The sequence below is a fragment of the Paenibacillus sp. FSL P4-0081 genome (assembly GCF_000758565.1).
In the GTDB taxonomy this organism is placed as follows: domain Bacteria; phylum Bacillota; class Bacilli; order Paenibacillales; family Paenibacillaceae; genus Paenibacillus_AQ; species Paenibacillus_AQ phytohabitans.
The window spans coordinates 2,789,520-2,803,168 of sequence record NZ_CP009280.1 but is presented as its reverse complement, the minus strand read 5'-3'; the positions used below and the strand labels follow the sequence as shown (position 1 = coordinate 2,803,168).

Annotated in this window: 2 protein-coding genes; both read right to left on the bottom strand. The window is 51.0% G+C overall.

What is annotated here, in order from left to right; translation table 11 throughout:
* Positions 1-56: 56 nt before the first annotated feature.
* Complete coding sequence (locus P40081_RS11720; RefSeq protein ID WP_042135589.1) at positions 57-7,862, bottom strand: S-layer homology domain-containing protein; 7,806 nt, start codon at positions 7,860-7,862, stop codon at positions 57-59.
* A 24-nt stretch (positions 7,863-7,886) separates the two neighbouring features.
* Positions 7,887-13,457: a hypothetical protein gene (locus P40081_RS11715; RefSeq protein WP_197074350.1), complete on the bottom strand. Its 5,571-nt coding sequence runs from the start codon at positions 13,455-13,457 to the stop codon at positions 7,887-7,889.
* Positions 13,458-13,649: the final 192 nt, after the last annotated feature.

Sequence of the window (13,649 nt, the reverse complement as noted above, 5' to 3'; positions counted from 1 at the left end):
TGAATTCCCAGCAGAGTGTGCCCGCACTCCACAATAGGCGGTACGGGCACATCTTGTTATTGCTTGGCTGTAATCAATTGATCAAGTCTGATAGCAATGGCTGCCGCCTGTTCACGCGTAAGCGGACTGGACGGATTCACCTTGTTGCCTTCCCCAAGGATAATGCCGTTCTTGATGCTCAATGCTACTGCTTGTCTTGCCCATGCGGGAACTTTATCTTTATCGGTGAAACCAGCCAGAATTGCTGTTACTTCTGCATCACTGATCTCAGTGCCTGGGCTGACAAGGGTGAGCAGTCTGCCCAGCATCGTCATGGCTTCCATTCGTGTCAGCGTACCCTGAGGCGCATACTTGCCGCCTTCGAATCCGGTGACAATACCCAGCTGTGCAGCAATGGAGACGCTGCGGTTATACCAGCTGCTGCTGCCGACATCACTGAAGCCTGCAGAAGGTGCCTGCTTGTTCATCAGACCTGCGACGCGCAGCAGAATCGTTGGATACTCTGCTCGGGTCACTTTGCCGGTCGGATCAAAGGTATCTGCAGATTTGCCTAATACGAACAGCTTGGCGGAGGCTGCTGCAATACCGTCCTTGCCCCAGCCTGCAGGCATATCCTTGAAGATCTTCTGATTGCGGATGAAGTAGAGGCTGCCTTCTCCGGTCAATTGCACATTCACTGCCGTACCGCTGCTGTCCAGTTTCCATGGCACAGTAGTCCAGTTACCGGCTGCATCCTTCAGCACAATTGCTGTAATTTCGTTTGCAGCAAGCGGCGAAGGAATGGCGATCTTGGCTGCAAGTGCCGGTGTCCAGCTGCCTGCTGGCAGGTTAGCCGTTACCGTAACACCCTGTCCTGCGGCCATAAGCGTGAAGCCCTGCTGATCGGCTATGGTCTTCATGGCCTGCTGATCGGCAGTGCTGTTCTGGCCAATGCCCACCACAAGCTCACTATTTAATGCGGTAAGATTCTCAGGTTCAAGAACCAAACGACCCATCGGCACCTCTATAATCACTTTCTTCTTCGCTGCAACGGCCTGCTTCACAACATTCTGATCTACATGGATACTGAATGCTTTTGCAGCCGGATCTGCGGAACTAACCGTGAGATCGCTGCCCGCTGCGGCTTCTTTATCCGTAATCCGGATTACCGCTGTAAGCCCATTCCATTCTGTGACAACCGGCTGTCCGTTAACAGTTACTTGTGCGGCTGTATCTGGTGATTGCTCTTCCACTACGCCTGGTGTGGCAGCTCCGCCACCACCGCCGCCACCGCCACCGCCACCGCCTGTTCCAGCACCGCTGCTGGACCATACAGTTGCTGTAACCTGACCCGCTGCCTTAACCAGCTTATCGGTAGATGTCCGCTTAGCGAGCACGATTACATCACCGTAAGAAGCGCTGATTATACCGTCCAGCGGAAGGAGCGACCAAGAGCTGACATTATCATCGAAGGCCGGCAGCACGGCGCCGGAACGATAAACCTTATACGCAATCTGCTGTCCGGTCATATCCCCGGAGGAAGTAATGGTGATCTTGGTACGGCTGCTGTCTGCATAAATATAAGAAGTGCTGGCTTGAATTGCACCAAGCTTCTCTGGTTTCGGTACGGCTACTGTGGCCGCAACCATGCCTTTGAGCGTTACACCCTCGGACACCTTATACTCTGCTTCAATTAAGCTGGAGCCTGTGGCAAGCGCCGTAACACTGCCTACTGCCGATAAGGACACTGCATCGCCTACGGCGACTGTATAAGTCAATTTCTGCAGATCCTTATCTGCAATTGGCTCATCCTTGAATTTCGGCTTGCCGGTATTCTCGTCCTGTCCATCCGAGACCTTGAGATAAGCCTTAACTTTGCCTGTTTGCCCTGGCTCCAGGTCCTTTTCCATTCCCTTCAAAACCAGTGCTACAGGAACCTTGTAACCAGCGTTCGTGATATCCACAACCGCTGTGTTCAGATTCTTTGCCTCATCGGAGGCAACAATGTTAAGTGCCACGGAAGGCTCATCGGATTTGATCTCCACAGTTCCATTAAAGTCCCCCGTCAGCGGGTCCACCTTAAGGGTAGTAGGAATCTCCACTTCCTTGTATTTGCCATCCGGCTGCAATTGGTTCACTGTATATTTCGCTGTCAGCACAGTTCCTGTTGTTGTAGTTCCTGCTACATGAACAGCGCCGTTTGCGGTACGTTCACCCGTTACCGGCTGATCAAGATACAGAACCGGAGCGATCGTATCTACAGTCATATACAGCATCGTGACCGAGATATCCTTGGTCGTCATGTTTCTGGCTCTCAGTTCAAGAGCGAACGGTCCGTCTGTCTGGAACTGGTCGAGATTCAGAACGCCTTGGCTTCCGCCGCCGGCCTTGTCCGTCAAAGCTACCGACCCGATGGACTTCTCCGCATTAAAGACCTCCACCGTCACATTGGACTGGTCTGAAGTGAGCGTCAGCTTCTGCTTCGTTTCACTGGTCAGCAGGTTAATGTAATTTCCGGTATCCTGCACGGTACCAGATCCGCTTGCCACAGTAAGCTTCGGCAGGCTTGGAACCGGCAGCAGCTTCTTGCTGCTGTTCTGGTGCTCAGCATAGTGATAGTTCTGATTCTTGTCCGCATCTTCAGTTGGAACTGTTGCGGCAGTGACACCGACAACATACTCCGTTCCAACTTCCAGACCGGTATACTTCAACTTGGTCACATCTGTAACCGTTCCTTCAAGGCTGGTCGTATTCACTTCATCCGAAGTGGATAGGGCCTTCCAGCCTCCGATCAGAATACCTTCATATTTACCGGTTGCTGCATTCCAGTAAGGCTGAAGTTCTTCTTCGGTGTACAAAATTTCGCCAAATGGAGAATAAGTCTCCAGCTTGCCGTTCACTTGGACCTGAGCATCAATGACGAAGCTATGCTCGTAAGCGTTATGTCCCGCTTTTTTGGCTCCCGGCTTGAAGGAGAGCGAGAACAGTCCGTTACCGGCAGGTACAACCGAGACGTCACTGACAACCTGCGGTGCAAGCGGATCAACGAGCTCGAATCGCTGCGGTGAAGTCTTCGTGCCGAAGGTTGCGCTGGATTTCAGCTCGGCCCGCAGATAATAATTGCCTTGTCTGAGCAGCCCGCGGATATCCTCGGGATTGCCCATCAGCGTTACATTCGTTACATCAATTACTGTACTGCCGCTGGTTATGCCACCACTGACAGAACCGCCGGCGCCAACCGGCACATCTTTGGCAATCAGCATCCCCGGATCTCCCGGTGACAGCACCTCTTGCCCTTCCACGATAGTCTTTTCAGTGGTTACCGCATCTTCAGCCAGGTACAGATTCACTGTATCTCCTTCTGCTGCGTTGGCTACTTTCCAGGATGCCGTGAATTTATTGACATTCGAGTTATCCTTCGCGAGATTCACTTCGCTGAGCTGAGGCAGGGTTGGAACATTCATCAGCTTGGTTTCTACAGCCGAGACTGCAGTAAGCGTCCAGGTTCCGCCTTTCTTAGCTTCATTCTCAGGGATAATAATGTAAGCTCTGCGGATATCCACTTCAGCATTAAGTTTGGATGGATCCGGTGATACATCACTTGCAGGAATATATTGTGTAAAAGCATTAGCTTTAGGATTAGGCTTGTCCGGATTAGCAAAGGTTTCGAATACCACCGGATAATCCTTGCCCGCTGCATCCTGCAGCTTAAATTCCGGCATATCCTTACTGCTGTATTCCATTTCGATAATGGCATTACCGGTTGCAGCCCCCATAGGAATCTCATGGATTCTGCCGCCGTTCTTGACCGTAATGCCGCCTACGCCGACATTAACCGATCCGTTCTCAACAATTTTCACACCTTCTGCTACTTCACGGTAGATAATCTCCTGATTCTCTTCCTCAGCAGCAGGGGCGGCCGAAGTGGCAAGAGTCTCTACACCTTCACCAATAACCATCAGGCGCGGTCCATTATCGGGATCATCCACTACGAGATGAATCATACCTTCCGGCAGCTGATCGCTTGATGTACCGAACTCTATGCCTCCGCTCCAGTAGTAGGTAATACCCAGCGAGATGAAGAGAATGCCGATACTGCCCCATACCTTATCATTGTTGACCCCGAGGAACATACTGGACAGCGGCATTCCACCGACAACCGGTACACTATTCGGAATCTGTACTTTGGAGCCGATATAGCCTTCAAAGTCAGTGCGGTTCTTCTCCAGATTCTGTCCGACGAAGATTCCCGCCTTACCGATGATGATATCCCAGCCGCCGATATCCATAGCTGCCTCTACCCGCACGAACCATGGAGTCACCCATTGCGCTTCAAGCAGCGCTTTGGTGAGCATTGGAAGCCGGTCATCCTTCTCAGCTTCTGCGTCTGCGGAGAAGTCAAGCCGTCCTTCCACCTTGAGGCCGGTACGCTTCACCGTCAGGTCAACATCCCCGAAGAAGTACGCCGGGGCAATCCCGAACCGCATGCCTACGCCAGCTTCAATCGTCAGCGGGAACGGGTCCTGCGCCGTACCGCCGGCAATGGTATCCGCCAGCTCGCGCACTGCACCGCGTACAGCGGTCAGATAGGTTGCACCGGTGACAATAATACCCGGAGCCGGCAATTCAGCCCCAAAGGCGATTACATCCGGAAGAATCCGGCCGTCTTTTACCTTTTTGAGCGAGAATTCAATCTCCACACCCAGCATGTTCTTCAGCTGTGCCGCGAACTCCAGGCCATATTCATTACCAACTCCGCCGCCCTGCACGGCATGCTTGATGGTAACCTTACCGCTGGGAGCATCCGGACCTTTCTTCTTATCCGCGTCTTTCTTCTTATCCGGTCCGAACAAGCCCATCTCCTGATTCAGATCGAAGCCGAGTGAGGCATCTACGCCATAGAAGCCTGCGCTGTTGAATATGACATTCTTAATTTCTGAGTTAATGATCTTCAGGGACAATGAGCCGCCGAAGGAAATCCCATTCTCTCTCAGAATGAAATCATTGAAGGAGAAGCCAAAGCCGTCAATCGCGAAGCTTGGAGCCCCAAACAAAGACTGCTTGTTGAAGTACACATCCCCGATCATGACCTGGCGCAGCGGATTCAGTCTGTCGCCCACACCGCCGATAGCCCATTTCAGACTGCCGTTCTGGCTGTCGTCTTCCGGATTACCGTCATTTCCTTTATCTTCCTTACTGCCTTCTTCCTCTTCATCGTCATCCTCTGGCGTCTCCACCTTGGACGGATTGTAGTTCTCATCTCCAAGGGATTTGGAGAAGCCGTTGAAGAAATCAAGCGTCCATTCGCCCTTATGGAAGACGAAGCCGCTGCTCGCTACACTGAGCGTTCCGTCACCCTTGATGAACAAGGTATCCAGGAAGGGAAGATCGCCCGGAAGGCTGTTTCCGAAGATGTCCAGCTTGCCGCGTACAAAAGCCAGATCCTTGCCTGTATAGGCAACAGCATCATTAATAATTGCCGGTTCTGTCTTGGTATCCACGATGACCTGCTCTTCATCACCCGTGCCGACCTGCTTGATCATTCCGCGGACCGTAACCAGAACCTCACGGTCGAATTCCGGGTCCTCGGATTCTGCTTCTTCCTGGAAGGCTTCAAAATCCTCTTCTGTTGCAAACAATTTGTAGGCATACAGCGGAGTCTCTTTGAGCGCTTCATCATCCATGAATTCACTGATATCAAATTCAGGATCAACCGCCTTGCTGGCTGCTCCGAACAAGGCCTTGGTCTTCTTATACTCGGTGACAGCAGAGTACAGGAACGAGCCGTTCTTAAATGGCTCACCCGGGAACAGCGAATTCAGCTGATCCAGCAAGTCATCCTTTACAGAGGCGCCGTTCGCGAGGCCGCTGATATCCACAGCTTCCCTGTACACAGCCATAACTCCGGCTTCACGGATCCGCGTCTCATCATTATCTGTAACCAGGAAGGATTGAGGGGTAGTAATATCGTAAAGGGCTGCTACTTCCTCGTCGCCTCCCGCATCGCCTTTATAGTCGATCTCAACTGCGTATTCACCCAGCGGCAGCTCGGGTCCCAGTCCGGATTCCAGCACATTGCCGCCTTCATCAACCCGTTCCCCGCCGCGGTAAGTAATCCGCATGGCACCTGAGAAACCATCGTCTGTAGGCTGCATAACCACTGCATCCTGCACATTCACCTTGTACCGGCTTCCGGATACCAGATCCTTGAGGTACAGGTCAAAGTTCGGTGCTGTGGTTGCATTGCCCGTATTATAGGCTTCAATGTTCGACAGATTCACAGTCAGATATTTCACATCTGAGCTATACAGCTCTGCCGGTGACAGAGCGTATGAATACGTAGCCGTTGCTTCGCCTACCGGCGGCAGCAGAATGAAGTTTGTACGGTTCGACTCATATTGGGCTTTGATGCCTTCATCCTCAATGCCCTCAATCTTGCCCTGTGTTTCCGGGCTTCTCGCGGAAATCATGTAATCCCGCGTTACCGGCCAAGGTCTGCCTTTAGCCTGAACACGGAAAGTCGCAGTGATGGCATCACCCGGCTTGTACTTCGGCTCAATTCCCAATGCAGCTTCCTCAGGAGAGGCTGACTTTTTGAATTCCAGCATTTTGCTGCGGTCATTCTCCAGGACTGGCTTGCCATTTGCGTCCAGGACGTCTTTGCCGCTCTCATCCTGCCTGACGAAGCTGAGACCGCTCTCCAGCGTCATCTCCACTTCGATCTTGGAGTGCTCCATATTGTAGGCCTGCAGATTCTCAACCTCGGCTGTGATCGTGAAGACTCCGTTATCCACGTACTTCGACGGAACCGTCTCCCCTTGTTCCAGCGCAGCCGTAGCCAGCTGTTGAACCTGATCTACATAGCGGATCGAGAACACTTTATCCGGAGCAGTTATTTCTCCAAGTCCATAGACAGTTTCGAAGCTCTGGAAGCCTCCGGCTGCCACTTTATCCGGGTTCCAATAGAAGGCAACGGCGGAGTCCGCCGTGCCGTAATCATTGGTGTCTCTGGTGAAGTCCAGGTTGGGATGTACTTCATAATCCCATTTCGTATTCGCCAGGCCGTTCCAGTGACCGACAATCATTTCATCCACAATATTAATGTTCTGTTCGGCAAAGTTATTGAAGCCATAGGCAACGACATTGGTTGCCTGGGGATTAGTCAAATCCAGCTTGTCGCGCATTACCCAGTAAGAAGGAATCTTGAAGTAAGCTCTGTCCTCTTCAGGGATTCCGGCATTATCCTCCGGATTATGCACCAGCTTCCGCTCTACCTGCAGCGGTGACTTGTAAGCTGTTCCAATCTGGAACTGCGGCCCGTCGTTGCCGCCGACCATCGTATCCAGCAGGATCCGGCTTCCGATCTCTACCTGCGCATTGCTCCGGTTATTCACTTCATAGCGGATGTTGACATTTCCGGAATTGACAGCATCCTTGCTGTCGGTGTAGAGCATCAGAATCTGCTTAATCTCTACGCCTTTAATCTTCCAGATCATCTCCAGCTGCTTCGTGCCATTCGAATTCTCTACCACCTTGGGTGTAGTAGTCTCTGAATAATGACTGTTGTCAAACTTGTACTTATTCCCGTAAATATAATCAGTTCCGTCAATCCGGAACGTCGTGAACGACGTTTCCGGATCATCTCCCTGGAACAGCAAGTTTACGTTGTTGTCATTCTTGCGGATGGGCTGGCCATCCACGGTCCGAATCCCGTAGCGTCCGGTTTCATTATCCACAGTAACCTTAATAAAGTTATTCTCTACAACAGTTGTCTTTGTACTGCTGGCCGCCTCCACAAGCGCATGAAAGCTCTCGGAGGTGGACAGAAATACCATGATTATTGTGAGCATGAGCGCGGTAGCGCGTTTGAGCAGCTTCACCATGTATTCCCCCTGTTTATCTTTCATTTATTTCATGTTGCCAATAAAGAAGGTGGCAAACTCGCGGTCCCGCTCCTGTGTTCTCACGACAATCGTGTACCAGCCTGTTTTCGGGAAGGTGACTTTAAATTGACTGCTCACGAGTTCGTCATAAGTCAGCTTCTGCTTCACCAGCTTCAGCTGTCCTTCGCGGTACAAACCAGGGTAATACAGAATATCAAATGTTCCTGCCTGATTGACCTTGTCTACTCCGGCTACCTTCATATTGTTGTAGCCTGATACCTTAAAGGTAAGTGTATTGGTATTGAACAGTGCAGACTCGCCGGAGGATGCCGAGATTAAGGTATCGTTACCGAAGATCAGCAGTCCGCCATCCTTCACGACCACCACATCCTGATAAACAACCGTCTCATTCCCTACCTGGTCAACCGCCGTATAAGCTACACGCTGGCGTCCAAGCTTGCTCAGATCCAGCCCGCTGACCGATACCTTCACACCCGCTGCTTCCGATACATTATCGGAAACTGTGAAGCCGCCGAGATCTGCGCGGAAGTTAAAGTCCTTCTTGTTCTGGACAATACCTGCTGTTTCGTTATTCAGTGTCAGCTCAGGCGGTGTGTTATCAAGACCCGCTATTGTAACCGGAACCTTGTTCACATTGCCCAGAAGATCCGAGATGGCGACTACCGCTGACCCGCTGCTCTCAAAGGCACGTGAGTAGCTGAACGTTCCATCAGCTTTACTGATCTGATTCGAATACGCCGCTCCGCCCTCAATAGGTCTTACTCCGAAGAACATTTTATTAGGTGCTGTGACGCTGCCGCTAATCGTAACCTTCACTTTACCCTTGGCATATTTCTGTCCGCCGATCGTAACAATCTGATCTGCCGGAACCGCTTTGCCATCCGCATCTACAAAGGTGTAGGCAATTTTATCAGCTTCAGGCGGTGCGGAGAGAATATTCGTAACCTTCTCTTTAATGACTGTCGTATTGCCGTACTCATCTACAACTGTGAAGGAGGCTGTTCCATTCTCAGTCAGTGTAATGCTCTTGGCCTGACTGATAATGTTAATAGCTTTAGCCGAGGCATCTGCCTTCTCAACCGTTACTGTAGTGCCGGTGGAGAATAGTACATTGCCGTTATTATCCTTCACGGTATTGAAGGTGCTGCTGCCGTTCAGGCCATATTGGTAGGAACGGACCACTTTCACCTTCGGAGCTTCTTTGTTAATGTTCTTTACCGTGGCTTCGACGGTATTTGTATTCCCGGCCGCGTCCTTAATCTCAAAGACGAAGGTGCCATTTTCCTTGAAGGTGTAGGCATTTTTGCCGCCATTGTTAGTAATCGTTACAGGCTCAGAGGTGCTCTGAAGATAAGCAACCACATTACCGTTCGTACGCTCCATGTTCGAGTATTCAACCGTTCCCTCTGGAGGCGTACCGTCAATATTCTTTACAACCAGATACAGGGTATCTGTCCGGTCCGGATCACCGAGATCGGTCAGATCGAAGCTGTAATAGCCATTCTCATAGATCTTGAATGAGTTTCCGGTCCGCACAGGCACCGAAGGGTTAATCTTCGAAGGCATCACGCGGATACCCGGCGGAAGCGTGAACTCAATATCTGCCCCAACCGTGGCATTTACCGGACTGTTCACGCTGAGCGTTGCAAGCGCATAGACGGGCTGTTCGGTTGTAGAAGCGCCTTCGATATCAAGCTTGGCCGCTTCACTGATCAACCCGCCCGGTGTTCTGTACTTGACCCACACCTGCAGCTGTGTCGGATCACCAGTCGGAACCTTCACGGCTACGAAGTTGGTATAAGGCTTCCAGTTGATCCAGCTTGCACCGTTATCAGGTGATACCGAATATTCATATCCCGTTTTGTCCTCTGTCTCGAGGCTCAGCTTCACAATCGCTGTGTATCCATCCTTTGCATCACCGGACAGATAGATAAGAGAAGACTTCGCATCGGATACAGGTGCCTCCGGTTTGGAAGATGCTGATACCTTGAAGGTTCCTCCGCTTGCCGTCACAGAGCTGTTGCCTGCCCCGTCAACCGCGAGTACATATAACCGGTATTCAGCAATTTGTCCCGCGTCCAGCGATTTGTCGTCTATGGACACCGAACCGCCTGACGGAACGTCCTTCCATTCTGTAGAGGACTCTGTAGGTACTTCTGCACCTGTTTCTTGTTTGACCCATTTATATTTGCTGACAAGTCCTGTTTTGCTATAGAATTCCGACACGCTGATCCGCGTTTTCTGCTGCGGCAACGGGTAAGCAATAGCATCAGGGCTGAAATACACCACCGGTGCTTCATTGTCAAAATAATAAGCTTTCGAATAGTAATACGTTCTGTCGCTGTGCTTCACCATAAGATGAATGTATTGCGTTCCGTTCAGTTTAGATTTAGCCGGAATAACATAGCTATAGGTGGCTTCACTTACAGAAGCATTAAGTCCCATCGCTGCCAGCCTGGAATCCGTGTTATCTTCTGTTGCCTCCGCTGCGGCATCTGCTGCCGGTTCAGTAGCGCCTGCTGAAGCAGCAGGTGTAGTTGCCGGCTCGGCACCGCTCTCTGGTGCCGGAGTTTCTTCAGCCGCCAGTGGGGTCAGTTCAGGCTGTACCGGTCCTTCGGACAGGAGCTTAAGGATAGCCACCGGTCCGATGTTTGCCGTAACTTCCGGTTCTGCCGGAGCATTCGGCTCTGCTGGAGCTTCAGGCTGAGTAGTCTCTTCCCTGCTGTCTAAGGAATTGTCCACGGACAGAGGTTGTATCAGCTCCGTACTTGCTTCAAGGCCTGTATATTCATTGTCGGACTCAGGATGAATGGAGCTGCTGCTGATGGCATAGCCCACATAATCCGGGGTCACTCCGCTGATCTGGAACATAACATCATGACTCCGAACGTAGTCAGGATTAGCTTCCGGTGTGAACTGCGTCGGAATCGTAGCCTCTGAACTCACGACAACCGCCTTTTCCTGTGGTGTCTTGACCGTTTCGTTGCCCGCATTATCGAGTGCCTTCAGATAGAGCCAGTAAGCGCCATCCTCATCAATATCCTCATAGGTAGACCGGGTTACGGTATTCCCGGAGTATGATGTATCGGCCCACTTAATGTCCTGCGGTGAATCCCCGTCCTTCACCCATTGATACTGCACGCTCTTGACGCCGCTATGCGGGTCCTTTACAAGTGCTTGCACAGTGGTGCTGTCCTCTGCGGCCATTGTAATGGCAGGTCCCTGGTTGTCCAGCTTCAGGATACCTACTTCATGGGTCCAGTTGGAATCATCCTGTTTGAAATCGTCAACCTTCCAGACACTCAGGTCGCCGTATTGTCCAACAGCGGCCAGCGCCTGATTGTCAGCATAGAAGATTTTATCTGCCTTCGAACCCGGTGCTTCTGCAATCCAGGCATCATACTGCGCCTGATGGCTCGCCACATAAGCTTTTTTCTTCTCGTACTGCATCAATTCTCTGGCTGAATCCCAGGTCATATCCGCTGTCCAGGTATGCAGGTACCATTCCCCGCTGTTTCCTTCCTCGAACGCTTCAGGCGGAGGAGAGAGCAGGTTGGTCTTGTTATTCACTACCGACAGCTGTACATTCTGGAATTCTCCGGGATACAGCTCTTCCGACGGTTGTTTGGCAGAGAGCGCGTAACGCTTGAGTGCCGCGTTATTGTCTCCGGATACAGAAGCAAACGGATCCGCTTTATCCTGACTCCACCAGTAGTAGACAAGTCCAACGGAAGGTGATGCTTCCGCACTCATATTCGAAGGCCGGTAGATTCCGCGGCTCGGCCGTTCTGCACCACGGTCTGCTTCAGTCGGATCAAGGTGGGGTACTTTAATCGAAGGATCATTGGCATCGATCGTTACCTTACCTTTTTTCGAATAGGCTACATCACTCGCGCCCTGTGCCTCGAACCGGTATCCGATAATCGGTTTTGTATTGTCGATGAACAGGTTCGCCCAGTCTATCTTAGAGTTGGCGAGCGAGAAGTCACTGCCGTAAGGATCAATTTTCTCTTCATGTATTCCATCGAAGTTAGCGGGCTGAATCATCAGGTTGCCTGCGTAATCCTGGATTACATCCGTATCCATATTGATAGGCAAGCTGCCGCCCTTGGCATCATTAGATACGGCAACGACCTTGAGCAACGGTGTTTCCACAGTTAGTCCGCCAGGTACTGTCATGCGGAAGGTCCAATTTCTTGTATTCTTGCCTGCAACATAATAGGCTTTCATTCCGTTATTGAAAAGAATAAAGGTTTTCTTCTCATCCCAGCCGGTTTTGGCAATTGCCTCTTCCGTCATCTGCAGGGTGAAATCAATAACATCTCCCTTATTCAGCGTAACACCGGTCAGAATCTCCGGTTGAATGCCGTTAGCAGTCTTGGAATACTTCGGACGCACCGCATCCACGATGACGCGGAAGCCGCCCCGATCGAAATCAAACGGGTTCCCGCTTTTATTGTTCAGCCAGGCATTGCTGCTCTTGCTCGGCACAGTGTTGAGATTTATAGTAGCTTTATTCCCTGCCGCATCCCTGAGCACGGCTTCTTTCAATTTATTTTCCAGTGACAGATCCATCGGTGCTCCGCCGGTAGTCCCCCCGGTAATTAGCGGTTTCAGGGGTAGATTGCCGCTGTTATGAAAAGGAACTCCGGTATATCTATAGGAAAGTGTTTTCTGATACGTAGTTAGATTGTCCTCATTAAAGGTAATATTCTGCAGATACTGCTGCTGTCCGGCAGCCGGAAGTCCGGTGTCCGGATCATTAATGAACAGCTTTTGCCGCAGGAAATAATCGGAGTTTGCTTTCACTACCGTAGCCGGTCTGACGGGCTCGTTGAAATTGTAGCTGAGTGTGATGTTCTCATCTCTTTTGACATAAAGCTCTTGCTGATTAATATTCTCGTTCAGCCGTTCTGCTCCGTTGCCGGTGAAGGTATAGCTGTCAATGACGGGACGCTTGAGATCCTGGAACTTGAGATAGAAGCCCCGTACCCCTGCTGCTTCACCGTCGTCATCGCCTTCACCATATACCCATACTTTAATTTTGGAGGTAGGTGTAATACGGGCTGTAGCCGTTTTGTTATATTTCTGGCTACTGCCGGTTCTTTCTTTGATAATATCCCTTCCGTCGATGGTCACCGTAATTGCCGAATGACGTGTCCACAGGAACCCGGAGTGACGCCGCAGAACCGCAAAACCTGTAATCATCTCTGCTTGTCCGCTCTCCGCCATGGCCTTCAATAACGGATTTTTGGCTACGTCAACCTCGAACGTGACCGTTGCTTCATTATCATCGAGACCGGCATAGATATCACCGGTTGTCCAATCCATTCTGGCATCTTTGTCCGTCTCAGTCTGGGCGAAGCCTTCTTCCATATTGTTGTAAAAGTTACCGAAGGCGTTCTCTGCAGGGTAGCTCAGATTCCCCACATGCGCTCCGTTCTTAAACGTTACTTCAAAATCATCACCCGCAGCTTCTGCCAGGCCACTAAAGGAGCCGGGTATTAACGACAACAACATGCTGAGAATCAAACTTAGCGAGGTATATTTCTTCAATCTCCTGCTTATTAACAATGTGATGCTCCCCCTTATTCGTTCATCATTTCCAGTCCGGCGTGTAGCAAGATTCGCTGCAGTTTCTATTAGCTCCCTTAGCTCCCGCATTCTCCTTTCGCTTGCCTTCCCGCGGACCAAAAACAATTAAATTCTAATTACTGCAATTATCATATCTGCGATCCATTCTATCAGGCCGCTCTAAACAATCTC